This is a genomic window from Bauldia sp. (genome assembly GCF_965232525.1).
Taxonomy (GTDB): domain Bacteria; phylum Pseudomonadota; class Alphaproteobacteria; order Rhizobiales; family Kaistiaceae; genus Bauldia.
Genome location: NZ_OZ246980.1, coordinates 3361722 through 3384103, shown reverse-complemented (window position 1 = coordinate 3384103; position 22382 = coordinate 3361722). Strand labels below are relative to the sequence as shown.

Annotated in this window: 23 protein-coding genes, 2 tRNA genes and 1 riboswitch; of the genes, 16 read left to right on the top strand and 9 right to left on the bottom strand. The window is 61.6% G+C overall.

Annotation, left to right across the window (positions count from 1 at the left end; all coding sequences use genetic code 11):
* The 3 genes from ACO076_RS15995 (at window position 1) to ACO076_RS15985 (ending at window position 1758) form a co-directional block, all read left to right on the top strand.
* Window positions 1–77, top strand: a tRNA-Arg gene (locus ACO076_RS15995).
* Between the two features lie 44 nt (window positions 78–121).
* Complete coding sequence (locus tag ACO076_RS15990; RefSeq protein ID WP_421723827.1) at window positions 122–1288, top strand: mandelate racemase/muconate lactonizing enzyme family protein; 1167 nt, start codon at window positions 122–124, stop codon at window positions 1286–1288.
* Between the two features lie 86 nt (window positions 1289–1374).
* Window positions 1375–1758, top strand: a complete 384-nt coding sequence (locus ACO076_RS15985; protein WP_421723826.1) for a VOC family protein — start codon at window positions 1375–1377, stop codon at window positions 1756–1758.
* Window positions 1759–1781: 23 nt separating this feature from the next.
* Here the strand turns inward: ACO076_RS15985 and ACO076_RS15980 are convergent, their stop codons facing one another.
* Window positions 1782–2933, bottom strand: a complete 1152-nt coding sequence (locus ACO076_RS15980) for a metal ABC transporter solute-binding protein, Zn/Mn family (RefSeq protein WP_421726750.1) — start codon at window positions 2931–2933, stop codon at window positions 1782–1784.
* Window positions 2934–3132: 199 nt separating this feature from the next.
* On the opposite strand from ACO076_RS15980, the gene ACO076_RS15975 reads away from it, so the two are divergent.
* The 4 genes from ACO076_RS15975 (at window position 3133) to ACO076_RS15960 (ending at window position 6356) form a co-directional block, all read left to right on the top strand.
* Window positions 3133–3978, top strand: a complete 846-nt coding sequence (locus ACO076_RS15975; RefSeq protein ID WP_421723825.1) for an ATP-binding cassette domain-containing protein — start codon at window positions 3133–3135, stop codon at window positions 3976–3978.
* Window positions 3971–4795 (top strand): metal ABC transporter permease, encoded by an 825-nt coding sequence (locus tag ACO076_RS15970; RefSeq protein ID WP_421723824.1) that lies wholly within the window; start codon window positions 3971–3973, stop codon window positions 4793–4795. The genes ACO076_RS15975 and ACO076_RS15970 overlap by 8 nt, the downstream gene beginning before the upstream one ends.
* The gene (locus ACO076_RS15965) at window positions 4792–5199 is read left to right on the top strand and encodes a Fur family transcriptional regulator (RefSeq protein ID WP_421723823.1); all 408 of its coding nucleotides are present in this window, start codon (window positions 4792–4794) and stop codon (window positions 5197–5199) included. The genes ACO076_RS15970 and ACO076_RS15965 overlap by 4 nt, the downstream gene beginning before the upstream one ends.
* 353 nt (window positions 5200–5552) lie before the next feature.
* Window positions 5553–6356 carry a phosphatase PAP2 family protein gene (locus tag ACO076_RS15960; protein ID WP_421723822.1) on the top strand — a complete coding sequence of 268 codons (804 nt, stop codon included), beginning with the start codon at window positions 5553–5555 and terminating at the stop codon, window positions 6354–6356.
* Here the strand turns inward: ACO076_RS15960 and metC are convergent.
* Complete coding sequence (gene metC / locus ACO076_RS15955) at window positions 6328–7509, bottom strand: cystathionine beta-lyase (RefSeq protein ID WP_421723821.1); 1182 nt, start codon at window positions 7507–7509, stop codon at window positions 6328–6330. The genes ACO076_RS15960 and metC overlap by 29 nt on opposite strands.
* Before the next feature lie 227 nt (window positions 7510–7736).
* On the opposite strand from metC, the gene ACO076_RS15950 reads away from it, so the two are divergent.
* The 6 genes from ACO076_RS15950 to ACO076_RS15925 all read left to right on the top strand — a co-directional run bounded on the left by ACO076_RS15950 (window position 7737) and on the right by ACO076_RS15925 (window position 14292).
* Entirely contained in the window at window positions 7737–8753 is a 1017-nt protein-coding gene (locus ACO076_RS15950) for an amino acid ABC transporter substrate-binding protein (protein ID WP_421726749.1), read from the top strand.
* 84 nt (window positions 8754–8837) lie between these two features.
* Window positions 8838–10037 carry an amino acid ABC transporter permease gene (locus tag ACO076_RS15945; RefSeq protein ID WP_421723820.1) on the top strand — a complete coding sequence of 400 codons (1200 nt, stop codon included), beginning with the start codon at window positions 8838–8840 and terminating at the stop codon, window positions 10035–10037.
* Window positions 10038–10040: 3 nt separating this feature from the next.
* Complete coding sequence (locus ACO076_RS15940) at window positions 10041–11600, top strand: amino acid ABC transporter permease (RefSeq protein ID WP_421723819.1); 1560 nt, start codon at window positions 10041–10043, stop codon at window positions 11598–11600.
* A 21-nt stretch (window positions 11601–11621) separates the two neighbouring features.
* Complete coding sequence (locus ACO076_RS15935; protein ID WP_421723818.1) at window positions 11622–12407, top strand: amino acid ABC transporter ATP-binding protein; 786 nt, start codon at window positions 11622–11624, stop codon at window positions 12405–12407.
* Window positions 12408–12427: 20 nt separating this feature from the next.
* Entirely contained in the window at window positions 12428–13156 is a 729-nt protein-coding gene (locus ACO076_RS15930) for a TIGR02117 family protein (RefSeq protein ID WP_421723817.1), read from the top strand.
* A gap of 86 nt (window positions 13157–13242) precedes the next feature.
* On the top strand, window positions 13243–14292 hold the full coding sequence (locus ACO076_RS15925) for a hypothetical protein (RefSeq protein WP_421723816.1): 1050 nt from the start codon (window positions 13243–13245) through the stop codon (window positions 14290–14292).
* 79 nt (window positions 14293–14371) lie between these two features.
* On the opposite strand, the gene sseA is transcribed toward ACO076_RS15925, so the two are convergent.
* Together sseA and ACO076_RS15915 are read right to left on the bottom strand one after the other, a co-directional pair.
* Window positions 14372–15223: a 3-mercaptopyruvate sulfurtransferase gene (sseA, locus tag ACO076_RS15920; protein WP_421723815.1), complete on the bottom strand. Its 852-nt coding sequence runs from the start codon at window positions 15221–15223 to the stop codon at window positions 14372–14374.
* Complete coding sequence (locus ACO076_RS15915) at window positions 15220–15942, bottom strand: alanyl-tRNA editing protein (protein WP_421723814.1); 723 nt, start codon at window positions 15940–15942, stop codon at window positions 15220–15222. The genes sseA and ACO076_RS15915 overlap by 4 nt, the downstream gene beginning before the upstream one ends.
* A gap of 119 nt (window positions 15943–16061) precedes the next feature.
* Between ACO076_RS15915 and ACO076_RS15910 the strand changes: the two genes are divergently transcribed.
* Window positions 16062–16469: a hypothetical protein gene (locus tag ACO076_RS15910; RefSeq protein WP_421723813.1), complete on the top strand. Its 408-nt coding sequence runs from the start codon at window positions 16062–16064 to the stop codon at window positions 16467–16469.
* 50 nt (window positions 16470–16519) lie between these two features.
* On the opposite strand, the gene ACO076_RS15905 is transcribed toward ACO076_RS15910, so the two are convergent.
* The 3 genes from ACO076_RS15905 to ACO076_RS15895 form a co-directional block, all read right to left on the bottom strand.
* Window positions 16520–17005 (bottom strand): bacterioferritin, encoded by a 486-nt coding sequence (locus ACO076_RS15905; protein WP_421723812.1) that lies wholly within the window; start codon window positions 17003–17005, stop codon window positions 16520–16522.
* Between the two features lie 109 nt (window positions 17006–17114).
* On the bottom strand, window positions 17115–18155 hold the full coding sequence (locus ACO076_RS15900; RefSeq protein ID WP_421723811.1) for a cysteine synthase A: 1041 nt from the start codon (window positions 18153–18155) through the stop codon (window positions 17115–17117).
* 169 nt (window positions 18156–18324) lie between these two features.
* Window positions 18325–19758 carry a cryptochrome/photolyase family protein gene (locus tag ACO076_RS15895; protein ID WP_421723810.1) on the bottom strand — a complete coding sequence of 478 codons (1434 nt, stop codon included), beginning with the start codon at window positions 19756–19758 and terminating at the stop codon, window positions 18325–18327.
* Between the two features lie 85 nt (window positions 19759–19843).
* Here ACO076_RS15895 and aac(3) point away from each other — a divergent pair, with 85 nt between their 5' ends.
* Window positions 19844–20662, top strand: coding sequence for an aminoglycoside 3-N-acetyltransferase (gene aac(3) / locus ACO076_RS15890; protein WP_421723809.1), 819 nt, complete (start codon window positions 19844–19846; stop codon window positions 20660–20662).
* 138 nt (window positions 20663–20800) lie between these two features.
* Here the strand turns inward: aac(3) and ACO076_RS15885 are convergent, their stop codons facing one another.
* Window positions 20801–21268, bottom strand: a complete 468-nt coding sequence (locus ACO076_RS15885; protein WP_421723808.1) for a hypothetical protein — start codon at window positions 21266–21268, stop codon at window positions 20801–20803.
* Window positions 21269–21520: 252 nt separating this feature from the next.
* Window positions 21521–21596 (bottom strand) — tRNA-Asn (locus ACO076_RS15880).
* 214 nt (window positions 21597–21810) lie between these two features.
* On the opposite strand from ACO076_RS15880, the gene ACO076_RS15875 reads away from it, so the two are divergent.
* A complete protein-coding gene (locus ACO076_RS15875; RefSeq protein ID WP_421723807.1) occupies window positions 21811–22005 on the top strand; it encodes a hypothetical protein in 195 nt (64 codons plus the stop codon).
* A 41-nt stretch (window positions 22006–22046) separates the two neighbouring features.
* Window positions 22047–22252, top strand: a riboswitch (cobalamin riboswitch).
* Window positions 22253–22382 lie beyond the last annotated feature (130 nt).

The following is a 22382-nucleotide window of genomic DNA, read 5'->3' as shown; positions in this document are numbered from 1 at the left end:
GGCCCCGTAGCTCAGCTGGATAGAGCGGCAGCCTTCTAAGCTGCATGTCGCAGGTTCGAGTCCTGCCGGGGTCGCCATCATCCGCCCGAATGCTGAAGCGCTGGAGCGAGAGGCGCGATCCGTGAAGATCACCGACGTCGTCAGCCACGTCCTGCAATATGACCTGCCGCACGAGCTCGGCTATTCCCAGCAGTTTTATACCAGGCGCACGGCGCATCTGGTCGAAGTGCAAACCGATGAGGGACCCGTCGGTTGGGGCGAGTGCTTCGGTCCGGGCAACGTGGCGCTCGCCAACAAAGCCATTGTCGAGAAGGTCATCCGGCCGATGGTCGTCGGGCGGGATCCCGTCGACCGCGAGGTCATCTGGCACGACGTGTACAACGCCTTACGCGATCATGGCCAAAAGGGCATGCCGATCCAAGCGCTCTCCGGGGTCGACATTGCTCTTTGGGATTTGACCGGGAAGATTGCCGGCCTGCCACTTTGCAAGCTGGTGGGCGGACAGGTCCGTGAACGAATTCCCGTCTACGGTTACGGGATGATGTTACGCCGAGAAGACCCGGCTTCACTTGCATCCCGGTTCAAGAACGAGGCGACGGCGATCAAGGATGCCGGTTTTGTCGCTGCCAAGATGAAGGTCGGTTTGGGTGCGCGCGACGATGTCCGCCTGGTGCAAGCGGTCCGCGACGGTGTCGGCGACGTGTTCCGGTTCATGGTCGACGCCAACCACTGTTACACGGTGGCGGACGCCCTTTATGTTGGCCGGGCACTGGATTCAATGGGTGCCTACTGGTTCGAGGAGCCTGTCGCGCCGGAGGATCTCGACGGCTATCGCGAACTGCGTGCGAAACTCGACACGAGCATCGCCGGCGGCGAGGCCGAGTTCACCCGGTGGGGCTGGCGTCGCCTTTTCGACGGGCGATGTCTCGACATCGCCCAGCCGGAGGTTTGCGCCCTTGGCGGCGTGTCCGAGTACCTGAAGGTCGTCGCCGCTGCGCACACCCATTTCGTGCCGGTGGTCAATCACGTCTGGGGCTCGGCTGTCGCCGTTGCCGCCAACCTCCATCTCCTCGCGGCGCTGCCGCCACTGCCGGGCGGGCTACATCCGACCGAGCCCATGCTTGAATTCGACACCACCCACAATCTCTTTCGCGATGAACTTCTGGAGGAGCCGCTGGATATCGCCGGCCAGGTCGCCCGTACCGATGGGTACGCGGGCGTGCCGGCCGGGCCAGGTCTCGGCATCGTCCCCGATCGAGGCTTCATCGCTCGCTATCGGATCGAGTAGGGCCTGGATCCGCGGCACAGGGTCGCCGGCATTTGCCTCCGATGCTAGACTCAAGCCCGCGAGGACAGCGGTGACGGGAGGACGTCGTGGCACTTGAGGATAGGCGAGCGCAGACGGTTATACCGGTATCCGATCTGGAGCAGGCGACGAAATGGTATGAGGGCGTGCTTGGTTTTCGGGCCGGCCAAAGGTTTTCGGGCGGCGTGATCTATCACGCCGGCGAGGGGAGCCAGTTCCAGCTCTACGAAACGCCGAACGCAGGCAAGAATCCGGCGACGCTCATGGGTTTCGTCACAACCGACATCGAAGGCGACGTCCGCGCGTTGAAGGCGCGCGGCGTGGTCTTCGAGGAGTACGATATGCCCGGCCTGAAGACAGTCGACTCGATTGCCGACACGGACGGTGCCCGGGCGGCATGGTTCAAGGACGCGGACGGAAACATCCTGGGCCTCCTTCAGCTTCCGGGCTGAACCGCCGCTGGTAGCCCCGACCGTTAGCCGGTCGGGGTCAAGCAGTCCCGCATCGACTCGGCCATGGCCCGGATGAGGGAGAAATACAGATCCGGTCCATCATCGAGCCCGGTGCCAAGCGGATCAAGAACGCCGGTGTCTGCTCCTGTTCCCTCGGTCACGGTCGCGACGAGGCTTGGCGTGAACTGCGGTTCGGCGAAGACACACGTCACCTCAAGATCGACAATCCGGTCCTTGATCTCGCCGACCCGAGCGGCGCCGGGCACCACCTCAGGGCTGACGGTGATTGCTCCAGCGGCCCGGACACCAAAGCGATCTTCGAAGTAAAGATAGGCGTCGTGAAACGGGACGAATGACTGGTCTTTCACCGGCGCGACGATGTCGTCGACCTCCGCCACCAACGCGTCCAGTCGTTGGCGCAATTGATCGGCGTTTTCCGAATAGGCGGTCGCGTTCTCAGGATCCACTTGCGACAGTGCGTCCTCGATCGCGCTGACCAGCGCCTTTGCGTTGACCGGGTCCAGCCAGACGTGCGGGTCAAAGGCGCCGTGATCGTGGTGGTGGTCGTGATCGTCGTGGACTTCGGCTACCTCTGAAGCATGGTCGTGCTCGTCGGCATGCGCATGATCATCGTGCTCGTCGGCATGCGCGTGATCATCGTGCTCGTCGGCATGCGCATGGTCATCGTGCTCGTCGGCATGAGCATGGTCATCGTGCTCGTCGGCATGGGCATGGTCATCGTGCTCGTCGGCATGAGCGTGGTCATCGTGCTCATCGGCATGAGCGTGGTCGTCGTGCTCATCGGCATGAGCGTGGTCGTCGTGCTCATCGGCATGAGCGTGGTCGTCGTGCTCATCGGCATGAGCGTGGTCATCGTGCTCGTCGGCATGAGCATGGTCATCATGCTCGTCGGCATGGGCGTGGTCATGTGGCTCGAAACTAGCCCCTTCGCGAAACGAGAGGACCTTCAGCCCCTCAGCATCGAGCAGCCCAACGATGGTGGCGTTTTCTCCGATTGTTTCGATCGGCTTCTCCAGAAACGGCTCCAGATCCCGCCCAACCCAGAACACAAGATCCGCTTCCTGAAGCGCTGCCGCCTGCGACGGCTTGAGGCTGTACGTATGCGGGGAGCCACTACCCTCAACAATCAGTTGCGGCTCGCCAACACCGGCCATAACGCCGCTGACCAGAGAATGGATCGGCTTGATCGAGACGACGACGTCAGGGGCGGCGATCGCGGTTGCGGTTCCTCCAAGAAGGGAGACCAGCGACACGGCAAAAATGCGTTTCATCGAGGGATACCATCTGTGACGTTATAAGGTTACGCGTTGTAACTTTATAACGTATGGTCTACATCGACGACAAGCCGCTTAGATGTTGAGTTGTCGAAAAAAAATGTTGGAACCCAGTCTCGTCTCCTTGCGCGACGCCGGCATCGAACAGGCCGGTCGGTGGCTGGTGCGTGACGTCGATCTCGACGTTCATCGCGGCGAGATCGTCACGCTGATAGGCCCGAACGGTTCGGGCAAGTCGACCACTGCGAAGATGGCCCTCGGGATACTCAAACCGACGGAAGGTCAAGCCAAACGGCTCTCCAGCCTCCGAATCGGATACGTGCCTCAGAAGCTTGCGATCGACTGGACGTTACCGCTCACCGTCGCCCGGTTCATGCGTCTTACCAACCGGCTCAGTCAATCGGAGTTGGACGAAGCCCTTGCCATGACGGGCGTAGGGCATCTCGCCCATGCCGAAGTCCGCCACCTCTCAGGAGGCGAGTTTCAACGGACCTTGCTTGCCCGTGCCATTGCCCGCAAGCCAGATCTTCTGGTGCTGGACGAGCCGGTGCAGGGCGTCGACTTCAATGGCGAAATCGCACTGTACGATCTGATAACGTCACTGCGCGATCAGATCGGTTGCGGGGTTTTGTTAATCTCGCACGATCTTCATGTGGTGATGGCCGCGACCGATCAGGTGATCTGCCTCAATGGCCATGTCTGTTGTAAGGGGCCGCCGCATTCGGTGATAGAGAATCCAGCTTATCGCCAACTGTTTGGTGGGCGCGCCGCCCTTGCCGTCTACGAACATCACCACGACCACGCTCACTTGCCCGATGGGCGCGTCCGACATATCGACGGCAGCGTGACGGACCATTGTCACCCGAGAGACGGTCATCACGATCACGGCGCCGAAAGCAAGATTCCGGATCATCACCATGCTTGACGATTTCTTCGTTCGGGCGATGGTAGCCGGCATCGGCGTGGCGCTCGTCGCCGGTCCCCTGGGCTGCTTCATCGTATGGCGACGCCTCGCCTATTTCGGTGACACGCTTGCTCACGCGGCGCTGCTCGGCGTGGCATTGGCGTTCTTGCTTGAAGTCAACATCACGCTGGCGGTGTTTGTGGTTTCGTCCCTGATCGCTATCGCGCTCCTGCTCCTGCGGCGCCAGTCGGGCTTGTCGTCGGACGCCCTGCTCGGACTATTGTCGCATTCGGCCTTGGCGATTGGCCTGGTGGTCCTGGCCTTCATGACCTGGGTGCGGATGGATCTGATGGGTCTCCTGTTCGGTGATATCCTGGCGGTCTCGAGAACCGACATCCTCGTCGTCTATGTTGGCGGCGTTGCCATTCTCACGACGCTCGGTTTGATATGGACGCCGCTCTTTGCCGGCACTGTCAGCCGCGAAGTCGCGGAAGCCGAAGGGCGAAGCCCCGGTCGCGCGGATTTTGTGTTCATGCTGCTGATGGCCTTGGCCATCGCGATCGCCATGAAAATCGTTGGCGTGCTGCTCATTACCGCGCTGCTCATCATTCCCGCCGCCGCGGCACGGCGCTTCGCGGCCACCCCTGAGCAGATGGCTGTTATCGCGGCTCTTATAGGTGCCATCGCGGTCGTCGGGGGGCTGTTCGGCTCGCTGCAATGGGATACCCCATCAGGACCGACCATCGTTGTCGCCGCGGTGACGTTGTTCGCTGTCAGTCTCACACCGCTGGCCCGGCTTCTCGCCGTGCGTCACGCCACCGGAGTACTCAAACAATGACATCTCCGGAGCGCGCGCCGCTCACGCGAAATCAGACGCTTGTCTTCGACGCGTTGACCGACGCCGGTGGACCGCTAAGCGCCTATACGATCCTCGACCAACTACGCGAGGATGGCTTTCGGGCGCCGCTTCAGGTCTATCGCGCGCTCGACAAGCTGGTCGAAGCCGGTCTCGTGCACCGCCTTGAAAGCCTCAACGCGTTCGTTGCCTGTAGCGATCCCGGCTGCGAGTCCCATGCCACGACGGCCTTTGCGATCTGCGAAAAGTGTGGCCGTGTCACGGAGTTCACCGACGAGAAGATCGCCGCTCGGCTGCGACGCTGGTCTAAGGGCACGGGATTCTCGCCCAGAACGACGACGGTTGAACTGCGCGGCGTATGTCGCGATTGCCGCACCGCCGCATAGCCAGCATGCGAGACAGCCTTCCGGTCTTTCGGAAGTTGCCGACCGCAATCATCCCACCAATGTCGATTGCCGTCGTTGTCATGGCGATGTCATGATAGAGTGACGCATGTGTCACGGCAGGCGACTAAGTTTAGCGGTTGAGCTCAAAAAGCCGCCGTGATCAGCGGTTCGTCGCGAAGCGTTCGCTTGGAGGGCCGCTGGGGAGGGGGCCTCGCTTGCGCGATCATGGGTTGACAAATCAGGACGACGGCGTCCCCCGCGGCAGGCTCAGGCACAACATACATCGCTTGCGGTCGCGTCTCCGGAGACGTCGCCAACCGGCCCTTCGGCCATGCGCCTACCCTTATTCTCGTTTGGTCAAGTGCGGCGGGACGCTCACCGTTCTGGTCATCGCGCTTGCGGTCATCGGGCTCGACATGCATGCCGTCGATTGGGCATCCGATTTCCGCAAGGGCGTCAAGGCGATCCACATCGATTTGACCCGCTTCGGTAAGTCCGAATGGTGGCTGATTCCGTCGGGGAGTATCGCGCTTCTGGTTCTCTTCGCGGATTGGCGTGCCACCCAACGACGGGTGGCAGCGGCCTGGGGCGAAATAGGCGAGCTTGCCGGCTTTTTTTTCTGCACCGTGGCCGCAGCCGGGTTGGTCACGATGGGGCTGAAGTTTCTGATCGGTCGCGTTCGCCCTCGCTTTGCCGAGGAGAGTACGGCTGCGTTCGAGCCCTTCTCGTTCGCTTACCAGCATCTGAGCTTTCCCTCGGGTCACACGACGACCATCGTGGCGGCAGCGACCGCTTGCGCGCTGATCTTTCGCGGGCGAACTGGATTGGTCCTGTTCATCGGCGTCATAGCGGTCGGTGTTGCCGTTAGCCGAGTGGTGGTGCGCGCCCATTATCCGAGCGACATCATCGCAGGTGCGTTCGTTGGTGCGGCGTTCACGATCATCTACGCCTATGCCCTCGGTCGGAGCGGCGTCGCGTTTCAGCGCAGCTGCGATGGGTCGCTGATGCCAAAAACGACCGCGATCCGTGGTGTTTATCGCCAGATCGGGATTCATGGATTGGCAGCTGGCTTGTGGCAAGCATTGCGGGGCGGGAGGCGAGACCAGGAGGCGGCTGCCGCGCGCCCTGCTACAGATCCGCTGTCCGCGCGAAGCTAGCATCGATGTCGGCCATCAGATCCGCCGGGTCTTCCAACCCGATGTGGAAGCGGATCAGCTGCCCGTCCGTCCGCCAGGGAACCGCGGTGCGGACCTTGTTGGGATAGGCGACGATCGCCAGGCTTTCGAAGCCGCCCCACGACGCGCCGATTCCGAACAGCTCTAGCCCGTCGACGAACGCCTTGGCTCGATTCGGGCTCCACCCGTTCATGACGACGCTGAACAAACCGCAAGCGCCCTTCATGTCACGCTTCCAAACGGCGTGGCCGGGGTCATCAGGAAGGGCGGGATAAAGAACCTTCGCAACTTCCGATCGCTGGTTCAGCCATGAGGCGACGGTTAGCCCGGACTCCATCTGGCGCTCGAGCCGGACGGCCAGTGTCCTGAGGCCGCGCATCCCGAGATAGAGATCGTCTGGGCCTACACACAGCCCCAGGGTTCCGTGCGTTTCCTTGAGTGCCGGCCATGCCTTGTCATTGGCGGCGACGAACCCGAGGTTCACGTCCGAGTGGCCACCGATATACTTCGTCCCTGCCTGGACCGAAAGATCAGCACCCATCTCCAGCGGTTTGAAAAACAAAGGTGTTGCCCAAGTATTGTCAACAATCGTCTTGACATCAGCGGCCCGTGCAGCACCGACGATCGCTGGGACGTCCTGCATCTCGAACGTCAGCGATCCGGGTGGCTCGAGATAAACGACGCTGACCCGATCGGTTATCAGTTCGGCAATGCCGGCCCCGACGGCCGGATCGACATAGACAGTCTCCACGCCCATACGTCGCAGCACCGTATCGGCGAAATGACGCACTGGCCCATAGACGCAATCCACCATCAGCACGGTGTCTCCGGCCGACGTCGCCGAGAGGAGCGCCGTTGTCGCTGCGTTCAAACCAGAGGGGCACGATACCGCTCCCGCAGCGCCTTCCAATTCGCTGATGGCAGAATCCAGAGCATCGCTCGTCGGGGTTCCGCGCCGGCCATAATGGTAGCGTTGGCGCCGCGTGAGCATTGTATCCGTGTCGGGGAACAACACCGTTGAGGCGCGAACGATTGGCGGGTTGACGAAGGGTCCCGTGAGGGATTTATCGCGCCCGGCGCGCACGACGTTTGTTGAATGAGAGAACCGGTTTGGGCGATCGTCGGAGGAGCTCATGGCAGTCCCAGGCTCGCGGGCGCTTGTGCAATCGAACCGATGCAATGCAGCATCTCGGCCGGGTGCCCTTGACCGAAGTGCAATAATACCCCTTGATATCGTGGTCAAATCGCGACGCGAGGAGGGGGCGCCTGCGCCGCGTCCGCCAAAACGCTTCGAAAAGGCGTGTCGTGGAGCGGCAGGTAACAACCCAGGCACTGATGCTGGGATATAGAAAGGGGATTGAAATGAAAAGCGCCATTGTACCGACCGTTGTCGGAGCGGCTCTGTCTCTCACTGTCGCAAGCGCTTCCGCGACGACTCTTGAGGACGTTCAGGCAAAAGGCTTCGTTCAGTGCGGTGTGAACACCGGCTTGCTTGGCTTTGCATCGCCCGATGACGCAGGCAACTGGACCGGTTTCGACGTCGACTTCTGTCGCGCGGTCGCCGCGGCGATCTTCAACGATGTGGACGCGGTGAGGTATACGCCGCTCTCGGCGAAAGACCGTTTCACGGCCCTGCAGTCCGGCGAAATCGACCTTCTGTCGAGAAACACGACCTGGACGATGTCGCGTGACACGTCGCTTGGTCTGGCCTTTGGTGTCGTCACTTACTACGACGGCCAGGGCTTCATGGTCCGTAAGGACGACGGCATCACGTCCGCGCTTGAGCTGTCGGGCGCGGCGGTCTGTGTTCAGACCGGCACGACCACCGAGCTCAATCTGGCGGACTACTTCACCCGCAACAACATGGATCTGAACCCGGTCGTCTTCGAGAAACTCGACGAAGCGATTGCAGCCTACGATTCTGGCCGGTGCGACGCATGGACCACTGATGCTTCGGGCCTCTATTCGACCCGGCTGGTCCTTGCCAACCCTGACGATCACATCGTTCTTCCGGAAGTCATCTCGAAGGAGCCGCTTGGTCCCGTCGTTCGGCAAGGCGACGAAGAGTGGTTCAACATCATGAAATGGGTTGGCTTTGCCCTGCTCAACGCCGAAGAGCTGGGGATCACGTCTGCTAATGTTGACGCGATGATGAACGACGCCAATCCGCAGGTTCGCCGGCTGCTTGGTGCTGACGGCAGCTTTGGCGAAAGCATCGGACTTGGCAACGATTGGGCCGCAAATGCCGTCAAGGCAGTCGGCAACTACGGCGAGATCTTCGACCGGACCATCGGGGCCGATTCGACCTTGCAGATCGCTCGCGGTCTGAATGCCCTGTGGGTCAACGGTGGCATTCAGTACGCGCCGCCGATCCGCTGACGGGCGGTATTCGCTGTGACAAACTGGAGCCGGGCGAGGATCACTCCGCCCGGCTTCGGCTAGGTTCCAGGACAGCGAGGCCGAATGGCCGTCGGTGATATGGTTCCTGAAGGGCGCACCGGTCCGCCGCGTGCGTCCTTGCTCTATGACCCCAAGGTTCGGGGCATCGTCTCCCAAATTGTTGTCGCCGTATCGTTGGTCGCCTTCTTCTGGTGGATCATCGATAACACGCGCGAGAACCTTCAACGACTTCGAATTGCCTCGGGCTTCAATTTCCTTTGGGAGCGGGCCGGTTTCGCCATCTCCCAAACGCTGGTCGAGTACACGCCCGAGAGTTCATATGCTTGGTCGTTTGTTGTCGGCCTTCTCAACACGATCCTGGTTGCAGCGATCGGGATCGTGTTGGCGTCTATCATCGGATTTGTCGCTGGTATTGCGAGGCTGTCACCGAATAAGCTGATCTCCGGCATCGCCGCCGTCTACATCGAGACGCTGCGCAACGCACCGCTGCTCTTGCAGCTGTTCTTTTGGTATGGCGCGGTTCTCACGGTCTTGCCGGGGCCGCGGCAAGCGGTTGACCTACCGCTCGGCGCCAACATCAGCAATCGTGGCCTCATTCTTCCCTGGCCAGCGTTTGAGCCCGGTGCCTACGCTACGGCGATCGCTGTCCTTGTGGCACTCCTAGGCGCCTGGGCGATTGCGCGATGGGCCAGGCGGCGGCAAGAGGCGACGGGCCAACCGTTTCCCGCCTTCCTAACTGGCGTGGCGCTGGTGATTTTGTTGCCGATTCTGGTATTTCTCGTCACCGGCCGGCCGGCGACGATCAGTTATCCCGAACTGCAGGGTTTCAACTTCGTGGGCGGCCTCAACATCCAGCCGGAATTTGTCGCGCTGCTGCTTGGCCTCAGCCTCTACACAGGGACGTTCATCGCCGAAATCGTGCGGGCGGGAATCCTGGCTGTCTCCCACGGGCAAACCGAGGCGGCTTACGCGTTGGGCTTTCGCCCCGGCCCCACGCTTCGGCTAATCATCATTCCCCAGGCGATGCGGGTAATCATTCCGCCGCTCACCAACCAGTACCTGAACCTCACCAAGAACTCGTCGCTGGCCGTCGCTATCGGCTATCCCGACCTGGTGTCCGTGTTTTCCGGGACCGTCCTTAGCCAAACAGGCCAGTCGGTCGAAACCATCCTGATCACGATGCTGGTCTATCTGACACTCAGTCTGCTGACGGCGCTGTTCATGAACTGGTTCAACGCGCGCGTCGCGCTTGTGGAGCGATAACGGATGGCGAACGATCATCCATCCAACCCGAGGCGGGGAGCGGTTCTTGAGGCCGCCGTTGAGCCCGGGCTTGCGGCTGAACTCGCGTATGTCCGTGGCGAAGAGGAGCCGGTCCTGCCGGCGCCGCGGCGGCACGTTGGCGTGATCGCTTGGCTGCGAGAGGGTTTCTTCTCGTCGATCACCAACACGGTGATGACCATCATTGGCATCCTCTTCCTGCTTTGGGCGATCCCACCGTTGCTGGACTGGGCCATCTTCAGTGCTGTGTGGACTGGCGACAGTCGCGAAGCCTGCATTGCGCCCGGGACCGGCGCATGCTGGGCATTCGTCAATGCCAAATTCGGTCAGTTCATGTACGGCCGATATCCGATCGACGAGCGCTGGCGGGCGGACATCGCGGGTATCATCCTCACCATCGGCATTGTCTGGCTGGCGGTCCCACGGATTCCTTACAAGAGCGCCAGCGCGATCCTACTGTTCGGCATCTTCCCTATAGCCGCTCTGTTTCTCCTCACCGGAGGCAACTTCGACGTTTCCGCGTGGACGATCCCGAATATCGTGCTCCTCGGGTTCTTTGCCACGGCCGCCATCGCATCGTTTGCGGCCCGAAACAGCTCGCCGCTCCTTGCCGGTCGCGTCGCACCGATCGTCATCGGTGCCGCACTCGGGATTCTGATCGTCTCGTTCTTCGTCGACGGTCCGGTCGCCGCGGTTGGACAAGCGACGATCTCATTCTCGACCATCGTCATCTGGCTCTGCGGTATCGCTGGTTTCGTGCTGGGTTTGCTGGCTATTCATGGCAGTCGCGGGCGACCTGGCGCACGCGCCTTGGTCGGTGCGTGGTTCGCCGTCGCAGTCGCCTGCATCGTCATCGGATTTCTCAGCATCGACTTTGGTTTGGTGTACGTGGAAACCGAACTCTGGGGCGGTTTGCTGGTGACCCTCGTGATTGCCCTGACCGGCATGGGGGCTTCTTTGCCGCTCGGCATCGCGCTGGCGCTAGGGCGGCGATCTCGGCTGCCGGTCATTCGCTTCGTCTCGATAGCCTTCATCGAATTCGTTCGGGGCGTTCCGCTGATCACGGTGCTGTTCATGGCGAGCGTGATGCTGCCGCTCTTCCTGCCGCCCGGCGTGAACTTCGACAAGCTCCTGCGGGCGCTGATCGGGGTGGCGCTCTTCACTTCGGCTTACATGGCAGAGGTCGTCCGTGGTGGTCTGCAAGCGATCCCGAAGGGGCAGTATGAGGCGGCGCAGGCGCTCGGCCTCAACTACTGGAAGTCGATGCGGCTGATCATCCTGCCGCAGGCTCTCAAGATCGTCATTCCCGGAATCGTCAACAGCTTCATCAGCCTGTTCAAGGACACGAGCCTGGTGTTGATCATCGGCATTTTCGACCTGCTCGGGATCGTGCGAGCGAACTTCTCCGACGCGAACTGGGCGTCGCCGCCTATCGTTCCGACCGGTTACGTGTTCGCCGGGTTCGTCTTCTGGGCCTTTTGTTTTGGCATGTCCCGCTATTCGCTTTACATGGAACGCCGGCTCGACACCGGCTATCGACGATGACCGAGAGTAATTGAGATCGCTATGTCGGACCCCGCCACATCCCAAGCGAACGCGACGGTCGAATCGGCCAAGGCCGAGGACATCGCCATCGATATCATCGGCATGCACAAATGGTACGGCGATTTCCACGTCCTGCGGAACATCAACCTCCGCGTCATGCGCGGCGAACGGATCGTGATCTGCGGCCCGTCCGGATCCGGCAAATCAACCATGATCCGCTGTATCAATCGTCTGGAAGAGCACCAGCAGGGCAAGATCATCGTCGACGGGATCGAGCTGACCAACGATCTCAAGCGAATCGATGAGGTTCGCCGCGAGGTTGGTATGGTGTTCCAGCACTTCAATCTCTTCCCGCACCTCACCATCATGGAGAACTGTACGCTGGCCCTGATCTGGGTGCGGCGCATGCCGAAGCGCGAGGCCGAGGAGGTGGCCATGCGCTATCTTGAGCGGGTGCGCATTCCCGAACAGGCGGACAAGTATCCCGGCCAACTATCAGGCGGTCAGCAGCAGCGGGTCGCCATCGCGCGGGCACTCTGCATGAACCCGCGGATTATGTTGTTTGACGAACCCACCTCGGCGCTCGATCCTGAGATGATCAAGGAAGTGCTCGAGGTGATGGTCGATCTCGCCAATGAGGGCATGACCATGCTGGTGGTGAGTCATGAGATGGGCTTCGCCAGGCAAGTGGCCGACCGGGTGATCTTCATGGACGCTGGTCAGATCATCGAGCAAGCCGATCCGGAGACCTTCTTCAACAATCCGGTCCACGATCGGACCAAACTGTTCCTCAGTCAGATTCTTTAGGCTGCCGCGAGCCTCAAAAAATGTCGATGATCCGGCGCGTGTTTCGCATCGCGGCCACTGGTGCGGCTACGCTTCTGCTGCTCGGGACTCTGTATCTTGCCGCGGCCGTGGTCGGCGCGCTGTGGCGGCCGGCGACAGGAGCGGTCGCTGCCGCCGGGGAGCATCCGGTTACGATCGTCTGGAGCGAGATCCACACCGACATCGTCCTCCCCGTCGAAGGACTGAGTGTTGACTGGCGAGACGTGCTGGACCCGATCCAACTCGCGGCGCTCACCAGCGACGGTTACGTCGCATTCGGTTGGGGGTCTGAGAGCTTCTATACGAACGTGCCGACAATGGCCGACATCACGCCCGGTGTTATCGCTGAAGCCATGTTCTTCGATCAGACGGTTGTCCACGTCAGCCCGGTCTGGGATTCGGCTCAAATTCCACCGACACGGCGGGCTACGGTATGGGTCACCGACGGGGGTCTGCGCGCGCTGGAGCAACACGTGCTCCACAGCCTGGCGCTCGACGTCAACGGCCGGGCTGCAATCCTGTCCGACGAGACCTATGGTTATGGCGACGCGTTCTACGAGGCGCATGGTCGATACTCGCCGATCCGCACCTGCAATCAGTGGACCAGCGAGGCGCTTCGGGCCGCCGGAGTATCGGTTGGATACTGGACGCCATTTGCACAGTCGATTGGATGGACGCTTGGCGCTGACGCTGATTTGCCCGTTCCTTCCGATGTCGACGCACAGGGGTAAGGCCAAGCGGCTCAGGTTGCGGTTCCTCACGGCTTTGTGTTTGAGTTGAGTCACCGCTTCAGCCCATTTCGACGGAAAAACGACTTATGAGCGATGATCGGTCGGAGTTGCCTGGTCGTGGCCCCGACGGGTGGTCGGCGCCGTCTGACAGTGGAACCGATCAACAGGTCGAGAGACCGTTCAGTCACCCAAGTCGAAAGCCGGCGAAAAACGTCTTCGCCGCGTTCTGGCGCGGCGAGCTATCGCTCGGCGTCAGCTATTGGGTGTTCGGCTTTCTTGGTGGGCTGTTTGTCGCGGTCCTTCTGCGATGGATCGAGTCGCTGCTCCCGGAAGGCTACGATCCGGTGGCGATCTTTATCAGCTTGTATGCAACGGTCGGGCTAATTGGCGCCTTCACCCTCTGGCAGATGGTCGGCATCTGGCGTTCTGCGTCGCGCCACGCCGAAGAACGCCGAAAACTTGGCCGAAGTCGCTTCTGGGCGCGTACGGCACAGGTCTTGATTGTCTTGGGGCTCATCCGCCTACTCGGCGACCTTGGCGGCACCGTTCCGGCTCTCGATGAAACCTACCAGATGGCGTTCCTTAACGACCCGGAGATATCCGACTACCAAGTGTCGATCGCCGACGATGGTAAAGGGATTTTGGTTACGGGCGGGTTCAAGTACGGGCTTGCCAAGGAACTCCAAGAGGTTCTCTCATCCGCTCCGGACGCTTTCTTCATCAGTCTCAACAGTGAAGGCGGTCGCATAGGAGAAGCTGAGGCCGTGTTCGATCTGGTTCGCGAACATGGGCTGGTGACCCACGTCGGAGGCGAGTGTCTTTCAGCTTGTGTGATCGCTTTCGCCGCCAGCGAGGAACGGTTTATCGACCAAAACGGACGACTCGGATTTCACGCAGCTGATTTTCCTGGGCTCAGCAAGCAAGAGTTGGAGTGGGTTGACTCCGATTTCGCGTCCATTCTGACAGAGGCCGGTTTTGACGAGGACTTTGTTGAGCGGGGGCTGTTGGTCCCGCACGAATCCATGTGGTATCCGACGATTGACGAGCTTGTCGACTCCGGGGCCGTCACGGGCGTGATTGTCGACGGTGAAGTTGTCAGTTCGTCGGATTGGCCCCTGCCAGAACAGAGTCGCTGACGGGCGCCGCGTCGGAGCCGGTCGCTCCCGACGAAGACGCACTGTCAACCGTGACGGTTCAGTCGTGCGCGCGGTCCGGCTACGGCCCCGTCTCCTTGGGCGTGTCCGGCCGGCTGCCCCAATTGGCCCAGGAGCCGTCATAGAGACCGACGCCTTCGACGCCCGTAGTCTCAAGGGCGAGCGAAACGATCGCCGCCGTTATCCCTGACCCGCAACTGGTGATGATTGGCCGGTCTGGATCGATCCCGGTTGCAGCAAATGCCGCCGCCAGTTCTTCGGGACCCTTCAGCCGCCCGTCGGAGATGAGCGAGGAGGCCGGCAGATTCAGGCTTCCGGGAATGTGGCCGGGCTCTACGCCCGGGCGGGGTTCCGGCGAGGCGCCGGCAAAGCGTTCCGGTGATCGTGCATCGATGATCTGTGTCGCTCTGTCCGTGCTCGCCGCGCGGACCGCGTCGATATCGCGGACAGGGCCCGCGTCGAAAGCGGCGCGAAAAGTCCGTGGCGATGGGGTTGCCACACCAGTCTCGATGGGACGTCCTTCAGCTTTCCAAGCCGGCAACCCACCATCGAGAATGCGGACATCAGGCGCGCCCATGATCCTAAAGGTCCATCGCACCCGTGGAGCGGAGAACAGACCGGCGGCGTCGCACACGACAATGGTCTGCTGCTCATCGATGCCGAGCAGCCCGACCGCTTCGGCAAACACAGACGGTCGCGGCAGCATATGCGGCAGTGCATTGTCGAGATCGGCAACGGCGTCGATATCGAAGAACACGGCACCAGGGATGTGCCCGGCTTCGTACTCCGCCCGAGGGTCTCGATTAGCGGCAGGCAGATGCCATGAGCCATCGACGATAGCGACATTGGGATCGCCGAGGTGCTCCGCCAGCCACGCGGTCGACACGAATGGGGAGGTGGCTTCAGTGCTCATGGCGCGTCTGCCAGGCGGATGCGGACGCGACGGTTTTGCCGGCCTTTGCTTTGGACCTTGCCGATCGCCAGTGGCCCGATTTCGGCAGTGGAGCGGACATGGGTCCCGCCACAAGGTTGCAAGTCGATATCGCCGATCCCGATGAGACGGACTTGGCCGCTTCCCATCGGCGGTTTCACCTTCATCGTCTTGATCAGGTCGGGACTAGCGGCGAGTTCCTCGTCGCTGATCCAGGTTTCGGTGACAGCATGGTCGGCCGCCACGAGGTCGTTGAGCCGCTCCGCCATCTCCTCCTTCGATGGCATGTCGCCATCGACGTCAAAGTCGAGCCGACCTTCGTCGGCGCCGATCTGTCCGCCGGTGACCGGGTAGGGGAGGACGACTGACAGGAGATGGAGGGCGGTGTGAACCCGCATGTGGCGATGCCGTCGTTCCCAGTCGATCGCGGCGGTGACTGCCTCGCCCGCTTCCGGCAGCGCTGCCTCCTCGGTCGGCACGTGGACGACGTCGCTCTTGTCTTCGCCATAAACGGTCGTGGCGATCGGGATCGATGCATCGCTCTCCCGTCGCAGGGCACCGGAGTCGCCCGGTTGGCCGCCGCCTGTGGCGAAAAACACCGAACGGTCGAGGATGATGCCACGCCGATCGTTGACCGCAATCACAGTTGCGGTCGTTTCGGGCAAGTAGGGGTCGTCTCGGAAAAGCAGCTCGGTTGCCATGTCGTTACCTACCTGGGATAGGGTTCAGCTTACACCGTGCCAGCCGGCGTTGGGTAGCGGCGGCGGCATCATGTCACGAGCGCCATCGCACCGGGTGCTCGTAGCGAAGGGAGAGTATCATGACGGTAAGGATTTGCTTGCTGGGCCTTGCAGCGGTGCTGGTCTCACGCCCGGCCCTCTCGGACGACAGCTATCCCGACCTGCGCGGTTCCTGGAAGGGCACGGTCGAAGCCGTGTCAGTCGATCAGGGACAGCCAGCTCCCAAGCCCGAGTTTGGTAGCTACACCGCATCTTTCGAAATCACCGAGCAGGAGGATCGGCGCTTCGCCGGGCAGTATACGTTTGAGGGCGGTGGCCCCAAATGGATTGTCGGTATCATCACCGATCCTGGAAGGTTCCTTTGGTCGGAACCAGGCGGTATCGCAATGGGAACGATCGAGGGCGCTGACGCGATCAGCTTCTGCTACCTCCGCTCGACCGAGTTCGATCAGATCGCCAGCTGCGAGCGGTACCAGCGGGACAACTGACCGGCCGCGAAACGAGAGGGCGGCCCGGAGAGTCTCGGCCTCCTGTATCGCTAGGGTCCTTCGGCCGTTACCGACATGTGCCGTGCGACGTAGGCCGGCTCGCCGATCCGTTCGATCAGATCAAGCTGGGTCTGTAGCCAGTCCATATGACCTTCCTCGTCGATGGCGATGCGCTCGAAGAGGGCGCGCGATCCGACATCGTTTTCGGTCAGCGCCTCGGCCGCGGCATCGCTGTAGAACAGAACGGCACTCCGCTCGTCTTCGAGGTCGGCTTCAAACATGGCCTTGAGGGATGTCGATCGGCTAGCGGCTTTTGCTGGTTCCACTTTCGGGTCGCCTCCCAGAAACAGAATCCGATCCATGAAGACGCTGGCGTGACCCAGTTCTTCCTGCATCTCCTCGCGCATCTTCGCCGCCAGAGCATCGAGCCCCCAGTCTTCCAGGATATGGGCGTGCAGGAGGTACTGATGAACCGCGCTGAGCTCCATCGACAGCGCGGTCTGAAGGTTCTCCATGCTCTTGGCGTTCGCGGTCATTGTTGTTTGGTCCCCAGATTTGGAAATGGATGTCTGACTGGCTTGTCGCCCGCCCGCACGCTGCGGTCGGCCGGTGCTTGAATTTAGATGGGGCGCTCGTCGTCGATTGCTATGCGGCCTCGAACGGAATATCGAAACTCGGCGGCGATTCGAGCCATGACGGTACTGGAAGGTCCTTGCTCCGCAGGAAATCCGCATTGAACAGCTTCGACTGGTAGCGGGTGCCGAGGTCACAGAGGATCGTGACAATAGTGTGCCCCGGGCCGAGCTCCCTGGCGAGCCGGATTGCTCCGGCAACGTTGATGCCGGACGACCCTCCGAGGACCAAACCTTCCTCCTGGATGAGATCGAAGACCAGCGGGATCGCTTCGCTGTCGGGAACGACATACGGGTAGTCGACCTTGATATCGCCAACGATCGGCGTAGAGCGGCCGAGGCCGATTCCTTCGGTGATCGAGTTGCCAGGGCTGGCTTTGGCTTCGCCGGTCGCAAACAGGCTGTACATGGCCGCCCCTTCCGGATCGGCGCAACCGATCGTCACCGAGGGCTTCCGTTCGCGAAGATAGGTCGAGACACCGGCGAGTGTACCACCGGTCCCGACCGCGCAGATGAACGCATCGATTTTGCCGTCTGTGGCCTCCCAGATCTCGGGGCCAGTCGTCTCGAAATGGGCGCGGCGGTTGTCGAGGTTGTTCCATTGATCGGCGAACAACACACCGTTTGGCTCGCTTTCGCGGAGCGAATCCGCCAAGCGTCGGGCTACCTTCTGATAGTTGTTCGGATCGCGAAACGGCTTGGCCGGGACCTCGATCAGCGTCGCCCCGGACATGCGCAGCGTATCTTTCTTCTCCTGGCTCTGAGTCTCGGGGATCACGATGACGAGGCGATAGCCACGCGCACGACCGACCAGTGCCAGTCCGATTCCCGTGTTGCCGGCAGTGCCCTCGACGATCAGGCCGCCGGGCTTGAGGTCGCCGCGTTCCTCCGCGCCAAGGATCATGTGGCGGGCCGCTCGATCCTTCACCGACTGCCCCGGGTTCATGAACTCGGCCTTGCCGTAGATCTCACAGCCGGTTTCCTCCGAGGCACGGCCAAGGCGGATGAGCGGCGTGTTGCCGATGGCGTCAACGACCGTGTTCTTGAGGTCCATGATATCCTGCTCGTCGTGCGGTCGATCTGGTGCCACCGCCAAGAATTTGGCGGAGGCTACCGGCTGCCTTGGGGGGCTTCAAGTATGCCGTCGACCGCCATGACCCGCAGCCTAGAAAGTTTGTCTTTGCAATTCACCGATACAGCAAACGGGTTGCATGTCCACGCCGTCACCGTTTCATCTCGCTATACGCGTCGAGGGCGCGTTGGCGTGCCGCGGAGTGGTCGATAATCGGTTGGGGGTAGGCTTTTCCGAGCACCATTCCGGCAGCACGCGCTTCGAGGGGCGACATCTCCCATGGCCTGTGGACAAATCGCGCCGGGAGGTCAGCAAGTTCTGGCACGAAGTGCCTGACGTAGTCGCCGTTCGGATCGAACTTCTCGCCCTGGAGGACTGGGTTGAAGATGCGGAAATAGGGCTGCGCGTCGAAACCGGACCCGGAAACCCACTGCCAGCCGAACGGGTTGTTGGCGGGATCGGCGTCGACCAACGTGTCCCAGAACCATGTCTCCCCGACGCGCCAGTCCATCAGCAGGTGCTTGGTCAGGAACGAGGCGACCACCATACGGACACGGTTGTGCATCCAGCCGGTCTGCCAAAGCTGCCGCATCCCTGCATCGACGATCGGGTATCCGGTCTGGCCGTGCTGCCAAGCGTGAAGGAGAGTCGGGTCGGCAGCATGCCAGGGGAAGACGTCAAACTCCGAACGCAGGTTGTCTTCTTCGAGATCGGGAAAGCGCGCAAGCGTGTGATAGGCGAATTCACGCCAGCCAAGCTCCGAGCGATATTTGGAGACGCCGGAAGAACTGTCGCCAAGCGCCTCCCAGATCTGAAATGGGCTGACCTCGCCGAAGGCGAGATGCGGTGAGAGCATCGATGTTGCCGGATCGCTCGGGAAATCTCGCTGTTTCGCGTATCGATCGAGCGCACCCGATACGAAGGTTTGCAGGCGCACCGCCGCACCGGCCTCGCCTGGCTCCCAGGTGCCCCGCAATCCTCCTGACCAGTCCGGTTTGGTCGGGCGAAGTTGCCAGTCGTCGAGCGTGTCACTGTCCACCAGGTCGACCGGTGGTGGCAGGTGTTTCAGTCGTGGTAACGCGCTCCGCGGCCGTTCCAGCGCTTGCGCCGCTCGCCAGAACGCGGAGAACACCTTAAAGCCGTCGCCGTTCTTTCCCGGAATCGCCTCGGGTTCGAACAGGAGATTGGCGGCGAATGTCCTGACGGTTCGACCATCCGCGACAAGCCGAGCGGCAAGCGCGTCGTCTTGCTCCGCGGGCCACCCGTAACGACGACTCCAGAAGATGTCCGATACGCCATGCCGTCGAACGAGATCGGGGACGATGTCGCTGGTGCTGCCGTTTCGCAACACTAGAGTTTGGCCAAGCTCAGCCAAGTCCGATGAGAGCCGCTTAAGCGATCCGTGCAGCCACCAGTGAGAGGCCCCGCCCAGCGGTCGGCCGTGATCACCGGCGTCTTCGAGGATGTAGAGCAGGATCAGCCGCTGCCCTGACTTCACCGCCTCTGTCAGTCCGGGATTGTCGGAAAGGCGCAGATCGCGGCGAAACCAGAAAAGTGCGATGCGATGGTCAGCTTGTGATGGCATAGGTGCCCGGTCGGTGGATGGCATAAGATCGCCGTCGAAGGATGTATCCCCGTGTCGGTTGGGACAAGAACCGCAAAGGCGAGAAGTGGGACAGAATCCATATGTGACAAGGGCGAACCTCCAGCGCGACCTGGAGGCGCTTGGACTGCGGCGTGGCGACGCCGTGATGGTCCATGCGGCGATCAGCAAGGTCGGTCCCATGCTGGCGGGCCCTGATACCGTGATCGGCGCGCTGCGCGACGTTGTCGGTTCGGACGGAACCATCCTCGCCTATGCCGACTGGAACGTCGTCTACGACCATCTTCTCGATGAGGGCGGTCGGGTACAGGAGGCGTGGCGCGAAGAGATACCTGCTTTCGACCCGGCAAGCGCCCATGCCTCGCGCGATCACGGCGTGTTTCCCGAGTTCCTGCGAGCGACACCTGGGGCGCTGCGCAGCGGCAATCCCGGAGCGAGCATGATCGCCGTGGGCGCACGTGCGCAGGCGTTCACCGAGAATCATCCGATGCAGTACGGCTATGGCGAAGATTCGCCATTCGGTCGCCTGGTCGCGGCAGATGGCAAAGTCCTGATGCTCGGGGCGCCGCTCGATACGATGACCCTACTCCATCACGCAGAGCACCTGGCCGACATCCCCGGGAAGCGAGTCCAACGATACGAAGCACCATTGCTTCAAGACGGGCAGAAGCGGTGGGTGCTGATCGAGGAGTTCGATACCGGTGATCCAGTTATCGATGGTCTTAACGCCGATTTCTTTGCCGATATCGTCAACGGCTACTTGGAATCTGGACGAGGAAAGCGAGGTCAAGTCGGCCGCGCCGACAGTGTCCTCGTGGATGCCGCGGGGATCGTCGCTTACGCGGTCGATTGGCTGGAGCAATTTGCGGCGAATCGCTCTCGCTAAGCGCAAGGCGACGAGCGGATCGATGCTGTCGGTGCGGCCGACGATATTGCGATCTTGGTGAAATAGAGAAGCCGACGTCTTGCGACGCCGGCCTCGAAAGCGTTGGCGCCGGCGCGATCATGCGCCGACGCCATTTGGTTACTGCGATGAGGCTGGCTCGTCCGTTGCTCCATCGTCCGCGTCGTCGGCCGCGGGCTCCTCGGCCGCGGGTTCGGCCGGTTCCTCTGCCGCGGGCTCTGCTGGCGTCTCGGCGGCCGGTTCGGCCGGCTCTTCGGCGGGCTCTTCTGCCGGCGTTTCAGCTGCGGGCTCGGCGGGCTCTTCCGTAGCAGGCTCTGCGGGTTCCTCAGCGGCAGGTTCTGCGGGAGTTTCGGCTGCAGGTTCGGCCGGCTCTTCGGCCGCTGGTTCTGCCGGTGTCTCTGCTGCGGGCTCGGCGGGTTCCTCGGTTGTGGTGTCCGCCGGGGCCGCCTGCTCTTCCTCGCGGCTGGTCACGAAGAAATAGATGACCGCAAGGATGATGACCGCGATGATGATGTAAAGAATGGCGCGGCTGCCGCCGCCGCCACCACCACCGGTGTTGTTGGTTGATGAAGGTTCGTTGTTCGTCACCTGCGACCTCCTATTGGTCGTTTGAATGGATATTCACGGCACCAGCCTGAACACCTTAACTGTGATTCGTCATGTCTGACACCGCCGTCGCCTCTCAAGCCCTTGAAATAACAGCATTGTCGATGGCGCAAGGGCTTACGCACGCTTTCATAGCAGAGCGCGCGTTTCGCGAATAACCACAACAATGCTGCGGGAAGGTGGCAATCTTGGGAACACTTTGCTCTCTCCGCGGCGATATCTTCGTGCGGAAAATGGCTCCCCGGGCCGGACTCGAACCAGCGACCCAGCGGTTAACAGCCGCTTGCTCTACCAACTGAGCTACCGGGGATCGACATCAAGATGTCGAGCGCGACCGCTATAGCAAAGCGAACATCGCCTTGCAAAGGCCCGTTTCATCCGATTTAGGGTTGCTTGCAAGGGATGTATCCCCCATCTGCTTCACCGTCGCCAGTTGAAGCGGCGACTCCGACGGGGAACGATGAATGGCGCGCATTCGCCTAGGTAGCCGAACGATCAGCCTTCCGAGGAATCGGATTCTGCGGTTGAGCATCGCGGCTCTGCTGATCGTCGGCGGCTTGTTTGGCTTCCTGCCCGTTCTCGGGTTTTGGATGCTGCCCCTCGGCTTCCTCATCCTGGCTGTTGACAGCCCGACGGTGCGTCGGATGAACCGCCGGATCACCGTTGCCGTGAAACGTTGGTGGAACGGCAATAAGCGCGACGCCAGTCAAGCGCGATAATCTCATCTCGCCGTCTCTTGATTGAATCGGTTTTGCCGCCTACGCTGATCCCATGCGTTGGTTCCGCGGCATCGATCTGCCGTGGATGAAACGGGAATGCGGTAAGGGCGAGTCCCGAAGCCGCAGCTGCCCCCGCAACTGTAAGCGGTTAGCTGCCCCGCAGAAGTGCCACTGGGATGTCCCGGGAAGGCGCGGGTTGGCGTTGAGAGCCGCGAGCCAGGAGACCGGCCGACGCATCATATGAACCTCTCGACCGTCGGTGGGACGGGGAAGGAGATATGACGTGTCGACCCGTTGTCTTTGCGGCGCTAGTCCGCCGTGTTCCTTCGAGCAGATTGATCCAGGCGTACCGGTTGGGGGCCGAGAATCTCGGCTTC

Coding starts and splice junctions, on each gene's coding strand:
- ACO076_RS15980 (WP_421726750.1), bottom strand. CDS start 2,933: ATGGCCGGTGTTGGCGAGCCGCAACTGATTGTTGAGGGTAGTGGCTCC.
- ACO076_RS15975 (WP_421723825.1), top strand. CDS start 3,133: ATGTTGAGTTGTCGAAAAAAAATGTTGGAACCCAGTCTCGTCTCCTTG.
- ACO076_RS15970 (WP_421723824.1), top strand. CDS start 3,971: ATGCTTGACGATTTCTTCGTTCGGGCGATGGTAGCCGGCATCGGCGTG.
- ACO076_RS15965 (WP_421723823.1), top strand. CDS start 4,792: ATGACATCTCCGGAGCGCGCGCCGCTCACGCGAAATCAGACGCTTGTC.
- metC (WP_421723821.1), bottom strand. CDS start 7,509: ATGAGCTCCTCCGACGATCGCCCAAACCGGTTCTCTCATTCAACAAAC.
- ACO076_RS15950 (WP_421726749.1), top strand. CDS start 7,737: ATGAAAAGCGCCATTGTACCGACCGTTGTCGGAGCGGCTCTGTCTCTC.
- ACO076_RS15945 (WP_421723820.1), top strand. CDS start 8,838: ATGGCCGTCGGTGATATGGTTCCTGAAGGGCGCACCGGTCCGCCGCGT.
- ACO076_RS15940 (WP_421723819.1), top strand. CDS start 10,041: ATGGCGAACGATCATCCATCCAACCCGAGGCGGGGAGCGGTTCTTGAG.
- ACO076_RS15935 (WP_421723818.1), top strand. CDS start 11,622: ATGTCGGACCCCGCCACATCCCAAGCGAACGCGACGGTCGAATCGGCC.
- ACO076_RS15930 (WP_421723817.1), top strand. CDS start 12,428: ATGTCGATGATCCGGCGCGTGTTTCGCATCGCGGCCACTGGTGCGGCT.
- ACO076_RS15925 (WP_421723816.1), top strand. CDS start 13,243: ATGAGCGATGATCGGTCGGAGTTGCCTGGTCGTGGCCCCGACGGGTGG.
- sseA (WP_421723815.1), bottom strand. CDS start 15,223: ATGAGCACTGAAGCCACCTCCCCATTCGTGTCGACCGCGTGGCTGGCG.
- ACO076_RS15915 (WP_421723814.1), bottom strand. CDS start 15,942: ATGGCAACCGAGCTGCTTTTCCGAGACGACCCCTACTTGCCCGAAACG.
- ACO076_RS15910 (WP_421723813.1), top strand. CDS start 16,062: ATGACGGTAAGGATTTGCTTGCTGGGCCTTGCAGCGGTGCTGGTCTCA.
- ACO076_RS15905 (WP_421723812.1), bottom strand. CDS start 17,005: ATGACCGCGAACGCCAAGAGCATGGAGAACCTTCAGACCGCGCTGTCG.
- ACO076_RS15900 (WP_421723811.1), bottom strand. CDS start 18,155: ATGGACCTCAAGAACACGGTCGTTGACGCCATCGGCAACACGCCGCTC.
- ACO076_RS15895 (WP_421723810.1), bottom strand. CDS start 19,758: ATGCCATCACAAGCTGACCATCGCATCGCACTTTTCTGGTTTCGCCGC.